At 71.4% G+C, this 21,046-nt stretch carries 5 protein-coding genes; all 5 read left to right on the top strand.

Features of this window, described 5'->3' with window-relative positions; all coding sequences use genetic code 11:
* The first annotated feature begins 226 nt into the window (after positions 1–226).
* Positions 227–1,222, top strand: coding sequence for a TauD/TfdA family dioxygenase (locus tag OQE62_RS11750; RefSeq protein ID WP_265722231.1), 996 nt, complete (start codon positions 227–229; stop codon positions 1,220–1,222).
* Positions 1,223–1,262: 40 nt separating this feature from the next.
* Positions 1,263–3,302 (top strand): AMP-binding protein, encoded by a 2,040-nt coding sequence (locus tag OQE62_RS11745; RefSeq protein ID WP_265722230.1) that lies wholly within the window; start codon positions 1,263–1,265, stop codon positions 3,300–3,302.
* Positions 3,299–7,894 carry a non-ribosomal peptide synthetase gene (locus OQE62_RS11740; protein WP_265722229.1) on the top strand — a complete coding sequence of 1,532 codons (4,596 nt, stop codon included), beginning with the start codon at positions 3,299–3,301 and terminating at the stop codon, positions 7,892–7,894. The genes OQE62_RS11745 and OQE62_RS11740 overlap by 4 nt, the downstream gene beginning before the upstream one ends.
* Before the next feature lie 53 nt (positions 7,895–7,947).
* The gene (locus OQE62_RS11735) at positions 7,948–17,415 is read left to right on the top strand and encodes a non-ribosomal peptide synthetase (RefSeq protein ID WP_265722228.1); all 9,468 of its coding nucleotides are present in this window, start codon (positions 7,948–7,950) and stop codon (positions 17,413–17,415) included.
* A gap of 13 nt (positions 17,416–17,428) precedes the next feature.
* A partial coding sequence (locus tag OQE62_RS11730) for an amino acid adenylation domain-containing protein (protein WP_265722227.1) occupies positions 17,429–21,046 on the top strand: 3,618 nt, incomplete at its 3' end.

Here is a 21,046-nt window from a genome sequence, read left to right as displayed (position 1 = left end):
TCCTCATTGTTTACTGTTGTCCGGGTATGCGCCGGAAGGGCCGCAGGCCGGGCAGACTTTCTGCCACAGATGCTACTTTGGCCCAAGCCCCGAAACCGGCATTTTAAGAATGCGTTCACATTAGAAAGCAAACGATAACGATTATCAATTGTAATTATTTTATATCTTATGTAGGTTTACGGTCTCGCCGGAGTATGGAATAAGCGAACAAAAATAGAGGAGCCGCATGACCAGCGTGACAATGGGAACGCTCTCCAGGGCTGGGGAGTTGGCCGGGGATTTGGGCGGGGCCGAACTGCCCCTGGTGTTGACACCCGCGGAAGCGGGGGCGGACTGGCGAAGCTGTATCGAGGATATCCGCCTGTCGGTGGACAGGCATCTCCACCGCGTGGGTGGCCTGCTGTTGCGGGGTTTCGGCTTTTCCGGCGAGGACGATTTCGAGGTCTTCGCCCGCTCCTTCGGGCACGACCTCCTCAGCTACGATTACGCGTCCACCCCGCGCACCCGCCTCAACAAAGGGGTCTACACCTCCACCGAGTATCCGGCCCACCAGGTGATTCCGCTGCACAACGAGCAGTCCTACACCCTGCAGTGGCCGATGAAAATCTGGTTCCACAGTGTGCATGTGGCGGAGTCTGGCGGCGAGACACCCATCGCCGACAGCCGGGAGGTTTACCGCTGCCTGGATGCCGGGCTGCGGCGGCGTTTTGCCGACCGCGGCCTGATGTATGTGCGCAACTATGGCAACGGTCTCGACCTGCCATGGCAGCAGGCTTTCAATACCGAAGACCGCGCCGTGGTGGAAAATTTCTGCCGCGCCAATCGCATCGACTTCGAGTGGAAACCGGACGGCGAGCTGCGCACCCGGCAGCGTTGCCAGGCGGTCGCCGCGCACCCGGTCACCGGGGAGATGGTCTGGTTCAACCAGGCCCATCTTTTCCACCTTTCCAGCCTGGCGCCGCAGATGCGCGAAACCCTGCTGTCCGTGGTGGGTGAGGCGGAATTGCCGCGCAATGTCTACTACGGAGACGGCGCGCCCATCGAGGAGTCCGCCCTGGACGAAATCCGCGGTGTTCTCGGCGACTGCCAGGTGGTTTTTCCCTGGCAAAAGGGCGACGTGATGATGCTCGACAATATGTTGGTGGCCCACGGGCGCAGCACCTACCGGGGGGAACGCAAGGTGGTGGTCGCCATGGCGGAACCCTGCCCGCAAGCGGAATAACCCCGGCGCAAGTCAAAAAACAATTCAGGAAAGCGACAGGATGCAGCGAGAAAATCTCCCCCGCACGGAGCACTGGGTGGCGCAATTGCGCCGCAGCGCCGCGCAACAGCCCGACAGAACCGTCTTCGAATTTCTTGCCGACGCCCGCGAAGTGAGTGAGCGCCTGACCTGCGGCGAGCTGGATCGCCGCGCCCGCGGCCTGGCATCGCGGCTGCAGGCGCTGGCCGGCCCCGGTACCCGGGTGCTGATGCCGATGCCCAACGGCATCGACTATGTCGTCGGTTTCTTCGCCGTGCTCTACGCCGGCATGATCGCCGTCACCGCCTACCGGCCGCCGCACAAACGGCGGGGTTGGCAGCGGATACTGGCGATCGCCGGCGATTGCGATGCGGGCCTGCTGCTCGCCGATGCCGGGGGCCAGGAGGCGGTGTCCGATTGGGCCCGCGAGCAGTCCCTGTCCGGCCCGGTGCTGGCGGTGTCGCCGGGCGATGGCGAACGCGCCGGGCAGTGGCGCGAGCCGGAAATCCGGGCCGGCGATATCGCCCTGCTGCAGTACAGCTCCGGCTCCACCGGCGCGCCCAAGGGGGTGGCGATCAGCCACGCTAACCTGCTGCACAACGCGGATCTGATACGGCGGGAAATGGGGCTGGTCCCCACCGATATCTTTGTCTCCTGGCTGCCACTGTTTCACGACATGGGATTGATCGGCCAGATGCTGACCCCGCTGCTCTGTGGCTGTCGCACGCTACTGACGCCGCCGCCACTGGTGGTACAGCAGCCGTTCCGCTGGCTGGAGCTGATGAGTCGCAGCGGCGCCACTGTCAGCGGCGGGCCCAATTTTATCTACGACCACTGTGTCGAACGGATTTCCCCCGAGCGGATGGGGGCGCTGGACCTGTCCAACTGGCGCATCGCCTTCAATGGTTCGGAGCCGGTGCGCGCGGCCACCCTGGAGCGGTTCGCCCGGCACTTTGCCGCCGCCGGCCTGGCCCCCGGGGCGCTGGCGCCCTGTTACGGGCTGGCGGAGGCCACCCTGATGGTCACTGGCACGGCCGGCGGGGATGGCTACGCCACCCTCACCGTCGACGAATCCGAACTGGCCCGCGGCCGTGTGCGCCCCGCCGACAGCGGGCGCACCCTGGTGAGTTCGGGCCGCCCCAATGGCGAGATGCAAGTGCGGATTGTCGATCCCGCGGAGCAGAAGCCGCTGCCCGACGGAGAGGTGGGGGAAATCTGGGTGCGCGGCGCCAGCGTGGCCGGCGGCTACTGGCGCCGGGAAGAACTCAGCGCCGAGGCGCTGGGGGCGCGCCTCAACGGCGAGGGTCCCTATCTGCGCACCGGCGACCTGGGCTTCCTGCACGGTGGCCGGCTCTTTGTCTGCGGTCGCATCAAGGAGCTGATCCAGATCCGCGGCCGCAACCACTACCCGCAGGATATAGAGGCCACCGCCCAGGCAGTGAGCCCGCACCTGGTGGCCCACGGCGGCGCCGCCTTCTCCCTGGAGAGCGGGGATTGCGAGACGGCGGTATTGGTCCAGGAAGTGGACCGGCGCGGCGCCGGCAAGTCCGGCGCTGTGGACAGGAGTGCGCTGATCCGCGAGATCTGCGCGGCGGTGGCCGCGGAGCACGACCTGCAGTTGCAGGCCCTAGCGCTGATCGCGCCGGCGTCCCTGCCGCGCACCACCAGCGGCAAGATACAGCGCACGGCCGCCCGCAGCGCCTACGACCTGGGCGAACTCAGGCTGGTTGAACACTGGCGCGCGGAGGGCGGTGAGCGGGAACTGTCCCCGGCGCTGCCGGCGGGGGACGCCGACGGCATCGCCCGCTGGATCTGCCACTGGATCGCCGCCCAGACCCGCAGGCCGCTGGAGCAGATAACCCCGGACCTGCCGCTGGAGGCCAGCGGGCTGGACTCGGTGGCCGGCATGACCCTCAACCACGAGCTGTCCAGCCGCCTGGGGGTGCGCCTGCAGCCGGATATCCTCTGGCGCTATCCCACGGTGGAATCCCTGGCCCGCTACCTGGCCTCCCCGGAAGAGGCCCAAGAGGAGGAAGAGACCTGGCAGGAGGGCTTACTGTGACGGTTCAGGCACTACTGCACGACTGCTGGGCGCGGGGCATCACCCTCTCCGTCGACGGCGAACAACTGGCTTTCCGCGCGCCCCCGGGGGCGCTGGACGACGCACTGCGCGCGCACCTCCGGGAGCAAAAACCGGCGCTGCTGGCCGCGTTGCGGGAAGCGCCCGACTATTTCGACGGCCGCCCCCTGGGCGCCAACGAGCGCTCCCTCTGGTTCCTCAACCGCATGGCGCCGGACAGCAGCGCCTACAACCTGGCCTTCGCCGCCCAGTTGCACGCGGATATTTCCGCCGACGCGGTGGCGCGCGCCTTCGCCGGCCTGCAGGTGCACCACCCGATCCTGTGCAGCCCCTACGGCGAGCGCGACGGCGAGCCGCTGCAGTGGCTGGACGGAAAGAGCGCGCCGCGGCCGCTGGAGCGCTGTGCCGGCGGCGAGCCCCGGGAGCAGCTGGCCCGCGAGGCGGACAGCCCCCTGGACCTGGCCGCGGGGCAAGTCTGCCGCGCCCTGCTGCTGGAGAGCGAGAGTGGCGAGGGCCACCACCTGCTGCTGGTGGTGCACCATATCGCCGCCGATTTTGCCTCTTTCGAGATACTGCTGCGCGATTTTATCGAACTGATCGACGGCGCCGGGCCGGGCGAACCGGACACCGGCGGCTACCGCGCCTGGGTGGCGGAGCAGGCCCGCGCGGTGCGCGAGCAGGGGGATGGCCACCTGGATTACTGGTGCCGCCAATTGGACGGCGTGCCCGGTTTGGCGCTGCCCCTGGACTTCCCGCGCCCGGCGGAGCAGACCTTCGATGGAGAGGAGATCGGCTTCGCGCTCACCGATGCGGACAGCCGGCGGCTGCGGGAGGCGGCGCGGCAACTGGGCGTCACTCCCTACGTCTACTGGCTGGCGCTGTTCCAGTGGTTCCTGGGGCGCCTGTCCGGCCAGCGCGCCTTCGCCCTCGGCACGCCCAGCGGCGGGCGCCTGGCGCCGGAACACCGTGAACTGGTGGGCTACCTGGTCAACCCGCTGGTGCTGGCCTGCCGCCCGGATGAAAGCCTCACCCTGGCGGAGTGGATGCGGGCGGTGCGGCTGCAGGTCAACGAGGCCCTGGAGCACCAGCGCTATCCCTTTGCCGCCCTGGTGGAAAAACTGCAGCCGGAGCGGGAGGCGGGGCGGGCGCCGCTGTTCCAGCATATGTTTACGCTCAACCGGGAGCAGCCGCTGCCGGCCGGCGAGCGGGTGATCGCGCGGCGGCTGCTGGAGGAACAGCGCGGCGCGGCGCACGAACTCAACCTGGTGGTGGTGGATCGGGACGACGGCTTCCAGGGCAAGTGGCGCTACAACCGCGCCCTCTACACCCGGGCCACGGTGGCCCGCTTCCGGGACCTGTTCCTGGAGCTGGTGCGCCGCTCGCCGGAATGGCTCGAACGGCGTCTGGAAAAACTGGAATGGCCGCCGCAGGAGCTGGCCGCGCGGCTGGCTGGCGAGCCCCGCAACTGGCCCGACGCCAGCGCCCGGGGCGCCTTCGCCCGCCAGGTGCGGGAAAGGCCGCGGGCCGCGGCCATCCGCTGCAACGGACAATCGCTGAGCTACGGGGAACTGGCGCAGCGGGTCAACGGCTGCGCCGCCGTTCTGGCGCAGGCGGGCCTCGGTGCCGGTGACTGCATCGCCCTGTGCCTGCCCCGCGGCGTCGAGCTGGTGACCGCGATGCTGGCCAGCTGGCAGCGGGACGCGGCCTATGTCGCCCTGGACCCCCAGTGGCCGCCATCGCGGCTGGCCGGAATCTGCGAAGACGCGGGACCGCGGCTGGTGGCCGGTTTGGGAGAAAGACCGGGCTGGCTGCCGCCGGACACCGCCTGGCTGGACGCGGGCAGCGGCTGGCCGGCACGGCCGGGCGATCCGCCCGGGGAGGCAGATCCCCAGGCGCCGGCCTATATCATCTACACCTCCGGCTCCAGCGGCCGCCCCAAGGGCGTGGCGGTGGGGCAGGGGGCCCTGCAACACTACGCCCGCGCGGTGACGGAGCGCCTGGATCTGCCGGAAGGCGCCGGTCTCGCCAGCCTCGCCAGCACCGCCACCGACCTCGGCTACACCGCCCTGTTTGGCGCCCTGCTCACCGGGCGCAGCCTGCGGCTGCTGGACGAATCCCTGGCTTTCGATGCCGAGGAACTGGCCGCGCAGCTGGAGCGGGAGCCGGTGGACTGCCTGAAGCTGGTGCCCTCCCACCTCAAGGCGCTGCTGGTGGCCTCGCGGCCGGCGCGGCTGCTGCCGCGCCTGTGCCTGGTGTGCGGCGGCGAGGCCCTGTCGCCGGCGCTGGTGGAGCAGGTGCGGGCGCTGTCGCCGGGCCTGCGCATCCTCAATCACTACGGCCCCACCGAGACCACCGTCGGTGCCATTGCCTGCGAAGTGGCGGACCCGGCGCCGGCGGAAATCCCCATCGGCCGGCCGCTGGCGAATGTGACGGCCAGTGTGCGCAACGCCGCCGGGCAGCTATTGCCGCGGGGCGTCGCCGGCGAACTCTGCCTGGGTGGCGCCACCCTGGCCCTGGGCTACCTGGACAATCCCCAACTCACCGCCGCCGCCTTCGTCGAGCGGGACGGCGAACGCGTCTACCGCACCGGCGACCGGGCGAAGATGGATGGGGAGGGGCAACTGCACTTCCTCGGCCGCATCGACCGCCAGGTGAAGATCCGTGGCTACCGGGTGGAGCCGGACGAGGTGGCCGGGTGCCTGCGGGCCAGGGCGCCGGTGCGCGACGCCGCCGTGGTCAACCGCCCGGACGACCGCGGCCGCAACCGCCTGGTGGCCTACCTGGTATCTGCGGAGGGGGAGCTGGATGCGGTGCGCGAGGCGCTGGCGGAAGCGCTGCCCGACTATATGCTGCCCGCCGCCTGGATAGCCCTGCCGGCGCTGCCCCTGAAGAACAACGGCAAGCTGGACGAGGGCGCGCTGCCGGAACCGGAAGCGCCGGCGGAGACCGCGCGCGGCGGCGAAGCGGACGGCGACAGCGACGGCGACGCGGCGGCGCTCCTCGCCATTACCCGCGAGCTGCTCGGCAACGACCGCATCGGCGCCGACGACAATTTCTTCGCCGTGGGGGGCGACTCCATCCTCAGCCTGCAGATTATCGCCCGCGCCAAGCAGCAGGGCCTGCAGCTGACCCCGAAGATGATCTTCGAGCACCAGACGGTGGCGGCCCTGGCCCGGGTGGCGGGGCGCAGCGGCGGCCCGACCGCGGAAGCCGGCCCCGCGACCCCGGATGCCGGCTTTCCGCTGACGCCGATCCAGCACTGGTTCTTCGCACTGGAGCAGCCCGCTCCCGGCCACTGGAACCAGTCCCTGCTGCTGGACCTGCAGCGCGCCCCGCACGCCGAGTGCCTGCGGCGCGCTGTCGACGCGCTGCTGCAGCGGCACCCGGTCCTGCGGACGCGCTTCGACAGCGAGGGCGGCCGGTGGCGGCAGTGCTACCAGTCCTGGGGCGCGGATATGGTCTCGCGGGCCTTCGCGATCGACGACGGCGCGCCCGACGCGGAGCGCCTGGAATCCCACCAGCGGGGGTTTGCCCTGGAGCGGCCGCCGCTGATCCGGCTGGTCTGGTTTCCCGCCGCCGGCCGGCTGCTGTGCACCGCCCACCACCTGATCGTCGACGCGGTGAGCTGGCGCCAGCTGCTGGCGGAACTGGAACAGCTGTACCTGGCGCACGAGGCCGGCGGGGAGGCCGAGCTGCCGCCGCCCGGTGCCGGCTACCACCAGTGGTCGCAGGCGCTGGCGCAGCGCGCGGCGCAGCCGGACCTGGACGGGCAGCTCGCCTACTGGCGACAGCAGTTGCAGGACCAGCCGCCGCTGCCCGCGGCGCCCAACCGCTACGCCGACAGCCGCACCCACACCCTGGACCTGGACGCCGACACCACCGCGCAACTGCTGGGCGGCTGCCACGAGGCCTACAACACCAACGCCCAGGACCTGATGCTGGCGGCCCTGGCGCGGGCGATCGGCCGCTGGCAGGGCCTGGAGCGGGTGGCCGTGGAACTGGAAAACCACGGCCGCGCCCCCGGCGACTGGGCACCGGATGTCGGCCGTTCCCCGGGCTGGTTTACCAGCCGCTACCCGCTGGCGCTGCCGGTAAGGGAGTCCGACGAGGAGGCGGTGATCGCGGTCAAGGAGTCGCTGCGTTCGGTGCCGGAATCGGGTGTCGGCTACGGCCTGCTGCGCTTCCTGCGCGGCGCTGAACTGCCGCCGCCGGCGGGGCTGGTCACCTTCAACTACCTGGGCCAGTTCGACCAGTGGGGCGGGGAATCCCGGCTGTTCCGCATCGGGGAGTGGTCCTGTCCCGGCGCGCGGGCGGGGGAAAACCTGCGCAGCCACTGGCTGGACGTCAACACCCTGGTCCTGGACGGCCGCCTGCAGGCGGAGTGGCGCTATGTGCCGGCGGTGCACGGGGACGGCGAGGTGCACGGCCTGGCCCGGGCCTTTTTCGACGAACTCGCCGCGCTGGTACGCCACTGCGCCGAGCCGGCGGCGGGGCGGGTCACCGCCTCCGATTTCCCGGAGGCGGGGCTGTCGGACGACGAGCTGCAGGGCCTGCTGGAATCCCTGGATTCGTAACGACCTGCCCATCCAGTAAAGCTTTTTTCGAATTTGCAGAGCAGAGAAGCGCAATGAGCGACAAGGCCAAGTCCATCTCCAGAAATATCGAGAGCATCTACCCGCTGGCGCCCATGCAGCAGGGGCTGCTGTTCCACAGCCTGATGCACCCGGACAAGGGCATGTACCTGCTGCAGTACCGCCACGTCATGGAAATGGCGGACCTGGACCTGGCGCTTTTCCGCGAGGCCTGGGAAAAGGTCGTGGAGCGCCACGAACTGTTGCGCACCTCCTTCGTGTGGCAGAAGCAGAAGCGCCCGCTGCAGGTGGTGCACCGGCGGGTGGAACTGCCGGTGGAGTACCGGGACTGGTCGCACCTGGACCCGGACACCCAGGAGCGACGCCTGGAGGAACTGCTGCGCGAAGAGCGCGAGCGCGGCTTCGACTTCACCCGCCCGCCGCTGATGCGGGTGCGCCTGTTCAGGCTGGCGCCGGACACCTACCAGTTCGTGCGCAGCTACCACCATATCCTGATGGACGCCTGGTGCTTCTCCATCATCATGATGGACTTCCTCGGCCACTACCGCGCCCTCTGCCGCGGGGAATCCCTGCAACTGCCCAAACCCCGCCCCTACCGGGACTTCATCCGCTGGCTGGAACAGAAGAACCCGGAGGACCACCGGGCCTTCTGGCAGGGCCGGCTGGCCGACTTCGACGAGCCGACGCCCCTGGGCATCGAGCGTCCCGGACTGGACGCCCCGGAACCGGTGGTGGACTGCGTGCACCGGTTGTCCGCCGAACAGACGGCGCAACTGCAGCGGGTCGCCGGCCGCGTCAATATCACCCTCAACACCCTGGTGCAGGGCGCCTGGGCCCTGCTGCTGTCCCGCTACAGCGGCAATAGCGACGTACTTTTTGGCGTCACCGTGGCCGGCCGCCCCGCGGAACTGGCGGGCATGGAATCCATCGTCGGCCTGTTTATCAACACCCTGCCGCTGCGCTGGCGGGTCCGCGGCGACGAGGCCCCGGGCCCCTGGCTGCAGGCATTGCAGCGGGAAAACCTCGCGCTGCGCGAACACGAAACGGTCTCCCTGGCGCAGATCCAGCAGTGGAGCCAGGTGGACGGCGAGCTGTTCCACAGCCTGTTCGTGTTCGAAAACGCCCCCATGGACGCGGGGCTCAATCGGGAAAACCTGGAATTTGTCGTCCGCGACGCCGCCAACCGCACCCACACCAACTACCCCCTGACCGCGGTGGTCATCCCCGGCGAGCGGCTGCACCTGCAGATCACCTACCAGACCGACCGTTTCGCCGGCCCCCCGGTGGAGCGGATGCTGGAACATTTCACCGCGCTGCTGCTGCGCCTGGGCGAGAGCCTGGAAGCGGAGCGGGACACCCGCCTGGCGGAACTGCCGATGCTCGCCGGCGGCGAGCGCCAGCGCCAGCTGCGCGACTGGGCCCCGGGCCCGCGGATGCCGCTGGGAGCGGACTATGTGGCGCGACTCGAGGAGCGCGCACAGCGGCATCCGCAGCGGGTGGCCCTCCGCTACCGCGACTGCAGCCTCAGCTACGGCGAACTGAACACCCGCGCCAACCTGCTGGCAGAACAGTTGATCGACCGCGGTGTGGGACCGGACAGACTCGTTGCCCTGCTCGACGAGCGCGGCCCGGCACTGGTGGTGGCAATCGTCGCGGTACTCAAGGCCGGCGGCGCCTGGATGCCCCTGGACCCCGCCCACCCGCCACAGCGCCTCGCTGCGGTGCTGGCACAGGGCCGCCCGGCGCTGCTGCTGTGCGGCCGGGAGTTCGAGTCCCTTGAAATACCCAATGCGCCGGCGCGGCTGGTGTTCGATCTGGAAGCCCAGCCGCTGCGCGACTGCGAAAATCCCCGGGTTGCGGTATCGCCGGCCAACCTGGCCTATGTGATCTTCACCTCCGGCTCCACCGGCACCCCGAAGGGGGCCATGGTGACCCGGGAAGGGATGCTCAACAATATGCTGGGCAAAACCCCCGGCCTGGCGTTGGCAGGCGGGGATGTCATCGCCCAGACCGCCTCCCAGTGCTTCGACATTTCCGTCTGGCAGTGCCTCACAGGCGCCATCCTGGGGGCGCAGACCGAGATACTGCCGGACTGCGTGGCCCAGGACCCGCAGGCGCTGGTGGAAGCGGTGCGGGAGCGGGGTATCACCATCCTGGAGATAGTGCCCTCGCTGATGCAGGGGATCCTGGACTCCGCCGGTGAAGCCGCCGACCTCGCCAGCCTGCGCTGGCTGCTGCCCACCGGCGAGGCCCTGCCACCGGTTCTGGCCCGCCGCTGGAGTGAGCGCTTCCCGCGGGTGCCGATGATGAACGCCTACGGCCCGGCGGAGTGCTCCGACGACGTGGCTTTCCATCCGCTGGCCGGCCGGCTGCCGGACTCGGCCCACAATGTGCCCATCGGCCGCGCCACCCTCAACAACCGCCTCTACCTGCTCAACGACCGCCTGGAACTGCTGCCCGAGGGCGCGGTGGGGGAAATCTGCGTGGCCGGCACCGGCGTCGGGCGCGGCTACCTCGGGGAGCCCGCCCGCACCGCCGCCGCCTTCGTGCCCGATCCCTTCGCCGCCGACGGCTCGCGCCTCTACCGCACCGGCGACCTGGCCCGCCTGCTGCCCGGTGGCGAGCTGGAATACGTCGGCCGCGCGGACCACCAGGTCAAAGTGCGCGGCTACCGCATCGAACCGGGCGAGATCGAGAGCCGCCTGCACCGGCACCCGCAGGTGCGCGAAGCGGTGGTACTGGCCCGCCGGGACGAGCGCCGCGCCGCCGTGCTGGTCGCCTACCTGGTGGCGGAACCCCAACCCGAAATCGACCAGCTCCGCCGCTTCACCGCCGAGGCCCTGCCGGACTACATGGTGCCGGCGGCCTTCGTCCTGCTGCCGCGCCTGCCCCTCAACGCCAACGGCAAGGTGGATCGCAAGGCCCTGCCGGCACCGGACTTCTCTGCCCAGAGCGCCGCCGGCTACCGGGCCCCGCGGACCCCGCTGGAGGAACAACTGGCGGAAGTCTGGCGGGAACTGCTCGGCCTGGAGCGGGTCGGCACCGGCGACAACTTCTTCGAACTGGGCGGCCACTCGCTGCTCGCCACCCAACTGATCGGCCAGCTGAGCCGGCAACTGGACCGCGAGATTCCCCTGCGCGCGGTCTTCGAGCACCCCACGGTCGCCGCCATGGCGGAATGGCTGTCGGAAGGGGAGGGCGCCGGCGACCCGGGCCCAGAGCCGGGCCCCCGGCCGGAAGTACTGCCCCTCTCCTACGCCCAGCAGCGCATGTGGTTCCTGCAGCAGCTGGAACCGGAGAGCCCCGCCTACAACCTGCCCGGCGCGGTGCGCCTGCTGGGCGAGGTGGACAGCCACTGCCTGCGCCGCGCCCTGCAACTGCTGGTGGACGACCACGAGGTGCTGCGCACCCGCTTTGCCAACCGCGACGGCGCGCCGGTCCAGGTGATCGAGGACGAGCTGAAGGTGGAGCTGCCGCTGGTGGACCTGGCCGAGGAGGGCGACCTGGAGGTCGCGCTGCGCGGCGCATTGCGCGCCGATGCCGGGGCCCCGTTCGAGCTGGAGCGGGGGCCGCTACTGCGGGCGCGCCTCTACCGGCTGGGACCACAGGAGCATGTGCTGGCCATCAACTGCCACCATATCGTCGCCGACGGCTGGTCCCTGCGCCTGATGATCGAGGCCTTCTGCGGCCACTACCGCGCCCTCGCCGACGGCGCCGCGCCGGCCCGCGAACCCCTGCCGCTGCAGTACGCGGACTTCGCCCTGTGGCAGCGCCGGTGGATGCAGGGCGAGGAATGCCGCCGCCAACTGGCCTACTGGCGGGAGCAACTGGACGGCGAGAGACAGCCCCTGGAGCTCCCCGCCGACTTTCCCCGACCCGAGCGCGCCGGCTGGTGCGGCGGACGCCACAGTGTGGCGCTGCCGGCGGCGCTGGCGAAACAGGTTAAAGCGTTTGACCGTCAGCGCGGCCGGGGCAGCTTCGCCACGCTGCTCGCCGCCTTCCAACTGCTGTTGCACCGTTTCAGCGGCAGCGACGACATTCTCGTGGGGGTGCCGGTGGCCAACCGCCACCGGCCGGCGGTCCAGCCGCTGGTCGGCTGCTTCGTCAACACCCTGGTCTACCGCACCCGGCTGCGCGCGGACGAATCCGTGCAGGCGCTACTGGAGCGGGTGCACCGGCAGTCCCGGGAAGCCCAGGCGCATCAGGACCTGCCGTTCGACTACCTGGTGGAGCAGCTGGGCCTGGAGCGTCAGCTCAGCTACAACCCGCTGTTCCAGGCGATGTTCAACTACCTGCCGGGCATGGCCCTGGACCGCTTCGACCTGGGCGACCTGCTGGCCGAGGCGGTGGACAGCCGCCCGGACACCGCCATGTGCGACCTGAAGCTGGATGTCCACGAGAGCGACAGCGGCTTCGAACTGCACTTCGAATACAGCAGCGACCTCTTCCGCGAGGCCACCGTGGCCGCCATGGCCGACTACTATCGCGAGCTGCTCGCCGCGCTGGTGCAGCGGCCGCAGATGCCCTGTGGAGAATTGTCACTGCCCGCGGACCGCGGGGCTGTCCTGCGCGGCGCCGGGTCGCCGGTGGAGGGCTGGCTGCAACGCTTCCGCCGCTGCGCGGCCGGGGCCCCCGAACAGATCGCCCTGGCGGCCGGGGATTCGGCGCTGGACTACGGCGAGCTGGACCGGATCACCGACCGCTGGGCCGGGGCCCTGCGCGGCCGCGGCATAGGCCCGGAGGACCGCGTGGCCCTGTGCCTGGAGCGGGGCCTGTCCCTGCCCATGGCCATGGTGGCGGTGCTCAAGGCGGGCGCCGCCTACGTTCCGTTGGACCCGGCGCAGCCGGCGCAGCGCAACCGGGAGATATTGGCGCAGGCGGCCCCGACTTTGCTGCTGTGTGACGACGGCGCTATAGGAGCGGCCCGGCCGGGAGCGGCCGCTGGCCGCGATCCCAACCCGCCGGTACCCACCGCGGCTCTATCCGAACTGGAAGGGGAATCCCACTCTGTAGGAGCGGCGGCGCGGCCATCCGCCCATGGCCGCGATCCGAGTCCCGAGCACCTGGCCTACCTCCTCTACACCTCCGGCTCCACCGGCCGCCCCAAGGGCGTCGCCATCACCCGCGGCAATCTCGCCAACCTGCTGGCGGAACTCGATCGGCGCCTCGAACTGGGCGCCGGCGACCGGGTACTGGCGCTCACCACCTGCACCTTCGATATCGCCGTGGTGGAGTTGCTCGCGCCCCTGGCCGCCGGCGCCACGGCGGTGCTGGCGGACCGCCACCAGGCCCGCGACCCGGCGGCCATCGACCGGCTGCTGGAGCGGCACAAAATCACCGTGGTCCAGGCCACCCCGGCCAGTTGGCGCCTGCTGGTCAGTCACAGTCGCCGGCCCTGGAACGGCATCCGCGCCATCGCCGGCGGCGAGGCACTGCCCGGTGCCCTGGCCGGGGCCATCGTCGAACGCGGCGCGGCGCTGATCAACGGCTACGGGCCCACCGAGGCCACCGTCTATGCCAGCTTCCAGGCCGTGCAGCCGGAGGACGTGCCGCTGCAGGTACCCATCGGCAATCCGGTGGCCAACAGCGCCTGCTATGTGCTCGACGACCAGCTGCGCCCGGTGCCCCCGGGCGCTGCCGGCGAGCTCTATCTGGCCGGCGGCGGCCTGGGCCGCGGCTATTTCGGCGCCCCGGCGCTGACTGCCGTCGCCTTCCTGCCGGACCCCTTCAGCCCGGTGCCAGGCGCGCGCATGTACCGTACCGGCGACCGGGTGCGCGTGGCCGGCGGCGCCCTCGAATACCTGGGACGGCGGGACTTCCAGGTCAAGCTGCGCGGATTCCGCATCGAACTGGGGGAGATAGAGGCGGTACTGGAAACCCACCCCGGGGTGGAGGCCGCCGCGGCGGCGGTGTTCGGCGAGGGCGACCGCGCCCGCCTGGCGGCCTACTACAGCGGCCCCGGCACCGAAGCGGAACTGTCGCAGCACCTGGCCGCGCGCCTGCCCGAGTACATGGTCCCGGCCCAACTGGTGCCCCTGGCGGCGCTGCCGCAGAACGCCAGCGGCAAGGTGGACCGCCGCGCACTGCCGGCGCCGGAGGCCCCTGAGTCCGGATCCGCCGACCGCGCCATGACCCCCTGGGAGCAGCGGCTGGCGGAGATCTGGCGGGAGGTGCTGGAGCGGGACAGCGTCGGCCCGGACGACGATTTCTTCGCCCTCGGCGGTCACTCCCTGCTGGCTGCCCGGGTGGTGGCCCGACTGGGCGAGCGCCACGGCCTGCAGTTGCCCCTGCGCCGGGTGTTCGAGCGGCCGCTGTTGTCGGACCTCGCCGGTACCCTGGCGGAAGGCGGGGCGGTGGAAACCATACCCCGGCGCGGGGAGAGCGGCCCCGCGCCCATGCTCCCCACCCAGCAGCGGCTGTGGTTTATCCACCGCTTCGAGGGCGGCAGCCGGGCCTACAATCTCTCCCTGGCCCTGCGCCTGGACGGGGAACTGGAGCCCCGCGCCCTGCGCGCCGCGGCCGTGGAGCTGGCGGAGCGCCAGCACAGCCTGCGCAGCGTATTCGCCGAGCGTGACGGCCAGCTGCTGCAGCTGCTGCTGGAGCCCGAGGCCGCCGGCGCGCCGCGCCCGCCGCTGCCCTGCGCCGAAGAAGAGCTGCCCGGACTGCTGGGCGCCGAGGCGGCGGGAGAGTTCGACCTGGAGCGCGGCCCCCTCTGGCGCCTGGCGGTGTACCGGCTGCCGGAAGGGGCGGATGTGCTCCAGCTCACCGTGCACCATATGGCCGCCGATGCCTGGTCCCTGGAAATACTGGTGCGGGAGCTGGGGGCCCTCTACCGCCGGCACCACACCGGAGAGCGGACCGCGCTGGCGCCACTGCCGGTGCAGTTCGCCGACGTGGCCGCCTGGTGGCAGGGACCCGCGGGCCGCGCGCGGATCGACGGGCAACTGGCGTACTGGAAGAAACAGCTGGCCGGCGAGCCGCCACTGCTGGACCTGCCCGCGGACTTCCCGCGCCCGGCGCACCCGAGCCACAGCGGCAGCCGCCACCGCTTCCCGCTGCCGCCGGCGCTGGCGGAGCGGATCGACGAAACCTGCCGCCGGGAGGGGCTGACCGCCTTCGTGCCGCTGGTGGCGGCCTGGCAGCTGCTGCTGTCCCGCTACAGCGGCCAGCGGGACCTCTGGCTGGGAGTGCCGGTGGCCCAGCGGCACCACGGACACACCGAACAACTGATCGGCTACTTCGCCACCACCCAGGTGCTGCGCTGCTCGCTGGCACCGCGGCAGCCGGTGGAGGCGCTCTGGCAGCAGGTGCGGCGGACGCTGCTGGATGCCCAGCAGCACCAGGACGTGCCCTTCGAGGAACTGGTGGACGCCCTCGCGGTGGAGCGGGATCCGAGCCGCCCGCCCCTGTTCCAGGCCCTGTTCAACCTGATCCAGCTGCCCGTCGATGAGGCGGGCGAATTCGGCGGCCTGCCGGCCCGGCGGCTGGCGGTGGAAAACGATTTCGTGTTGGGGGATATCGCCCTGCAGGTGGAGCGGATCGGCGAGGGCTGGCACTGCACCCTGGAGTACAGCACCGAACTGTTCCTGCCCGCCACCGCGGCCCGCTACGGGCAGCACTATCTGCGCCTGCTGGAGGCGATGCTGGCGCAACCGGAAGCGCGGCTGTGCCAACTGGCCCTGGAGCGGGAAATGCCGGCGGCGCAGTGGAACCGCACCGATGTCCCCCTGGACTGGCGGCGGGGCGACCTGGTGGGCCGCTTCGAGCAACAGGCGGCGTCCAGCCCCGACGCCGTCGCCGCCGAGTCCCGGGACTGGTCCCTGAGCTACCGCGAGCTGAACCGGCGCGCCAACCGCCTGGCCCACTGGCTGCGGCAGCGCGGCACGGGGCGGGACCGGCTGGTGGCCGTGCACCTGGAGCGAGGCTCGCATCTACTGCCGGCGCTGCTGGCGGTGCAGAAGGTCGGGGCCGCCTATGTGCCCCTGGACCCGTCCCATCCGGCGGAGCGCCTGGCGGCCATCGCGGCGCACGCCCGGCCGGCCCTGTGCCTGACGGAATCCACCCTGCCGGAAATAGCCGGGGAGAGCGTCGCCCTGGACCGGCTGTGCCTGGAGGACCAACCGGATTCCGATCCGCAGCCGGCCTGGCACCCGGAGCAGCTGGCCTACGTGATCTACACCTCCGGCTCCACCGGCCGCCCCAAGGGGGTGCAGATCAGCCGCGCCAACTTCGCCAATTTCCTCTGCGCGATGGAGCGCCGGCTGCCGCTGGAGGCGGGGGACTGCTGGCTGGCCACCACCACCTGCGCCTTCGATATGTCCAAGCCGGAGCTGTTCCTGCCGCTGGTGCGCGGCGCCCGGGTGCGGCTGGTGACGCCGAAGCTGGCCACCGACGGCGCCGCGCTGTTCGAAGAACTGCAGAAGGCCTCGGTCTTCCAGGGCACCCCGGCCAGCTGGCAGCTGCTGCTGGCGCACCGGGACAGCGGCTGGCCGGCGATCCGCGGCCTGATCGGCGGCGAGGCGGTGCCCGGGGAACTGGCCGATCGCCTGCGCCGACTGGGCGTGCGCCTGACCGCCATGTACGGCCCCACGGAGACCACCGTCTGGTCCACCGCGCAGCCGGTGGACGGCGGGCAGGGGGGGGTGGTGCCGATCGGCTCGGCGCTGGCCAACACCCGCTGCTACCTGCTGGACGACTGCCTGCAGCCGGTGCCCCCGGGGGCCACCGGGGAACTCTATATCGCCGGCGACGGCGTGGCCCGCGGCTACCGCGCCGCCGCCGGGCTGACCGCCGGCGCCTTTCTGCCGGATCCCTTCTCGGGCGTCCCCGGCGGCCGCATGTACCGCACCGGCGACCTGGCGCGCCGCCGCGCCGACGGCACCCTGGTGTGCATCGGTCGCAGCGACTTCCAGATCAAGGTGCGCGGTTTCCGCATCGAGCCCGGGGAGATCGAATCCCTGCTGCGGGAATACCCCGGAGTGGGGGACGCGCTGGCCATGGCCGATGGGCAGCAGCGCCTGATCGCCTGGATACAGGCGGACGGGGAGACGGATACGGTCGCCCTCCGCGACTACCTGAAACGGCGCCTGCCCGCCTATATGGTGCCCTTCGCGCTGGTGCCGGTGGCGCGCTTTCCGCTCAACAGCAACGGCAAGATCGACCGCCGCGCGCTGCCGCGCCCGCAGGAACAGGACCTGGCCAGCAGCGCCTATGTGCCCCCGGCCACGCCGGTGCAGGAACGGCTGGCGGAAATCTGGGGCGAGCTGCTGGGGCTGCCCCGGGTGGGTATCGGGGACAGCTTCTTCGAGCTGGGCGGCCACTCCCTGCTGGCCATGCGCCTGATCGGCCGGGTGGAGCGGGAGTTCGGCGTCAGGCCGGACCTGCGCGCCCTGTTCGAGGCCCCCACCATCGCCGCCCTGGCGCAACAGGTGGAAGCGGCCGGCGGCCGCGCCCGGGAGGAGCTGGATACGATGAGCCAGCTGCTGGCGGAATTCGAGGAATGACGAAGAGACAGAAATGAACCGACCCGACCCAATGGATATCGCCCGCCGCCTGGCGGCGCTGCCGGCGGAGAAGCGCCGCGACTTCCGCGCCCGCCTGGCGGCCCAGGGCATAGACGCCTGGCGCCTGCCCATCGCCGCCCGGCCCGCCGGGGAACCGGAGCAATACCCGCTTTCTCAGGCCCAGCAACGCTTTCTGGCCGCGGAGGAACTCAGCGAACGGGCCCTCTACAACCTCTGTTCGGTACTGCGCTTCCGCGGCCAACTGGACCTGGACGCCCTCGAGCGCGCCACCGCACAGGTAATCGGACGCCACGAGATACTGCGCAGCCGCTACATCGCCGGCGGGGACGACGAGGCCCTGCAGGAGGTGTTGCGCGACTGGGTGCCGGCGCTGAAGGTGGAACCGGCAGAGGTAGCGGGTGACAGCGCCGCCTGGTGTCGGGCCGAGTACCGGCGGCAGCTGGCGCAGCGCTTCGACCTGGAGCGGGAACCGCCGCTGCGCATCCGCGTGTACGGCACCGGCGACGGCGACCACTGGCTCTTTTTCACCATCCACCATATCGCCTTCGACGCCTGGTCCGCGCAGCAGCTCAACCGGGAGGTGGCCGAATGCTACCGGGCGGAACTGGCCGGCGAGGCGCCCCGGCTGGAGGCGCTGCCGGTGCAGTACCGGGACTACGCCCTGTGGCAGCGGGAGTGGATGGACAGCGACGACTACCGCGCCCAGTGCGAACACTGGCGCCAGGTGCTGGACGGCGCCCCGGAGGCACTCAACCTGCCGCTGGACCGGCCGCGCCCTCCCGCCGCCGGCCGCCGCTTCAGCGGCGGCAACCTCAGTCGCCCGCTGGAGCCGGGCCTGAGCGAGGGCATCCGCCGCGCCGCCAGGGACAGCGGCGCCACCCTGTATATCTATGGCCAGACCGCCTTCGCCTGGCTGCTGGCCGCCTACAGCGGCGACCGCGAGCTCTGCCTGGGCAGCTCCATCGCCAACCGCGGGCGACCGGAGCTGGCGCCGCTGATAGGCCCGCTGCTCAATACCCTGGTGCTGCGCCACGACCTGGGTGGCGATCCGGATTTCTCCGAATCCCTGAAGCGCAGCCGCCGCATCACCGCGGACGCCTTCGACCACCCGGACCTCCCCTTCGAGCAGCTGCCCGCGCTGCTCGGCCGCACCGGCGGCGAACCCCTGTTCCGGGCCATGTTCGTGCAGCTGAGCCTGCCGGAGAGCCGCAGCTTCCAGCTGCCCGGCGCGGAAGTGGAGATGGTCGAGCCGGAGCAGCAGCACGCCCGCTTCGACCTGACCCTGCGCCTGGTGGAACTGGCGGACGGCCGCCTGCGCCTGGACCTGGAGTACAGCGACGAACTGTTCGAGCGCGCCACCGCCGAACAGATGCTCGCGCACCTGCAGCAGCTGTTCGAGCAGGTCCTGGCAGATCCCCGCCTGCGCCTGTCCGAACTGCGCTGGGCCGGGGCCGTCAGCGATCTCAGCGCCCCCGCGCTTGCGGAGCCCCCGCAGCTGCTGGACCGGCGGCTGGAGGCACTGGCCCGGCGGCAGCCGGACGCCTGCGCCCTGGACTCCCCGGACGGCCGCTACAGCTATCGGCAACTGGCCCGGGCGGCCGCGGCGCTGGCGCGGCGGTTGCGCGACCAAGGTGCGGGGGAGGGCGACCGCGTGGCCCTGTGCCTGGAGCGCACCCCGCTGCAGGTCGCCGCCACCCTGGCCTGCTGGCGCCTGGGGGCGGTGGCGGTATTCCTGGACCCGGCGCAGCCGGCCGGGCGCTTGCGACAACTGCTGGGGGACAGCGACTGTGCCCTGGCGGTGCTCGCCTGCCCGGACCCGCAACTGGTCGGCGACTTGCCGACGCTGATACTGGACCGCTGGCCCGAAGGCGAACCCGATGGAGAGGAGAGCCACAGCCGCGCCGGGGCCCCCGCCTACCTGCTCTACACCTCCGGCTCCACCGGCCGGCCCAAGGGCGTGCTGGTCAGCCACGGCGCTATCGCCCACTACGCCGCCGCCGTCTCCGGGCGGCTGCAACTGCCCGCGGACGCGCGCTGGGGTACGCCGGCCACGGTGGCCGCGGACCTGGGACTGACCGCCGTGGCCGGCGCCCTGTACAGCGGCGGCACCCTGGTGCTGCCGGACCCGGACTGGGCCTTCGACCCGCCGGCGCTGGCGGACTACCTGGCCCGCGAGCCCCTGGACTGCCTCAAGATAGCGCCGTCCCACCTGAAGGGACTGCTGGCGGTGGACGAGCCGCGGCGGCTGCTGCCCCGCCACACCCTGGTGCTGGGCGGCGAGGGTCTGGAGGCAGAACTGGCAGAGCAGCTGCGCGCCCTGGCGCCGCAGCTGCGCATCGTCAACCACTACGGCCCGTCCGAGGCCACCGTGGGCGTCTGCTGCCAGCCGCTGGAGCCGGATACGGAGTCCGCCGGCCCCTACCTGCCCCTGGGCACGCCGCTGCCCGGCTGCCGCCTGCTGGTGCTCGACGGCGACGGCAACCCGGTGCCGCGGGGGGCCGCCGGGGAACTGCACATCCGCGGGCCGCAACTGGCGCTGGGCTACTGGCGCCGGCCCAAACTGACCGCCACCGCCTTCCCGCCGGCGGCGGACGGCGGCCGCTGCTATCGCACCGGCGACCTTGTGCGGGTCAACGTCCGCGGCGAACTGGAATTCCTCGGCCGCACGGACGACCAGGTCAAGATCCGCGGCTACCGGGTGGAGCCCGGGGAGGCGGCGCGCTGGCTGGGCGAGCAGCCGGAGGTCGCCGCCGCCGCCGTGCTGGCCCCGGAACTGGATCGCGGCCGGCAGCTGGTGGCCTACCTGGAGGCACAAGGGGAGGATTTCGAGCTGGAGGCGCTGCGGGCGCGGATGCGCGAACAGCTGCCCGACTACCTGGTGCCGGCCCACTGGATACCGCTGGAGCGCCTGCCACTGAATGCCAACGGCAAGCTGGACCGGCGCGCGCTGCCCCTCCCGGAAACCGGCCTGTCCCGGGAAAAGGCGGAAGAGCGCCCGCTGACCGAAACCGAGGCGCAGCTGGCGGAGATCTGGCGCCGGCTGCTGCCGGTGGAACAGTTGGGACCGGAGGACGACTTCTTCCTGCTCGGCGGCGACTCCATCCTCAGTCTGCGCCTGATCGCCCTGGCGGCCGGCGCCGGGCTGCGCCTGACCCCGCGCCAGGTGGCCGCCGACGGCCGGCTGCGGACCATGGCCGCGGAGGCGGAGCTGGCCGGTGACCCGAATATCCGCCAGCTGCGCGACCTGTTCCGCGAACTGCTGGACAGGCCCGAGCTGGGCGCGGACGACGACTTCTTCCGCGCCGGCGGCGACTCCATCCTCAGCCTGCAGCTGGTCGCCCGCGCGCGCAAACTGGATTTGGCACTGACCCCGCGGCTGCTGCTGGAAAACCCGACGCCGCGGGCCCTGGCTGCGGCACTGCGGCCGGGGAAAGCGCCGCAGCCGGCCAGTGGCGGGGCGCCCGCCGTACCCAGCGTCGACCGCGCCCGGCCCCAGCCGATGTCCCCGGCCCAGCGGCGCCTCTGGTTCCTGCAGCAGCTGGAGCCGGAGAGCGCCGCCTACAACGTCTGCCAGTTGCTGGCGATCCGCGGCCCCCTGGACGCGGCGGCG

The organism is Microbulbifer halophilus, from assembly GCF_026183675.1.
GTDB lineage: Bacteria > Pseudomonadota > Gammaproteobacteria > Pseudomonadales > Cellvibrionaceae > Microbulbifer > Microbulbifer halophilus.
Note: the sequence above shows the minus strand (reverse complement) of the source record. Positions and strands in the feature narration are given on the sequence as shown.

Coding starts and splice junctions, on each gene's coding strand:
- OQE62_RS11735 (WP_265722228.1), top strand. CDS start 7,948: ATGAGCGACAAGGCCAAGTCCATCTCCAGAAATATCGAGAGCATCTAC.
- OQE62_RS11745 (WP_265722230.1), top strand. CDS start 1,263: ATGCAGCGAGAAAATCTCCCCCGCACGGAGCACTGGGTGGCGCAATTG.
- OQE62_RS11750 (WP_265722231.1), top strand. CDS start 227: ATGACCAGCGTGACAATGGGAACGCTCTCCAGGGCTGGGGAGTTGGCC.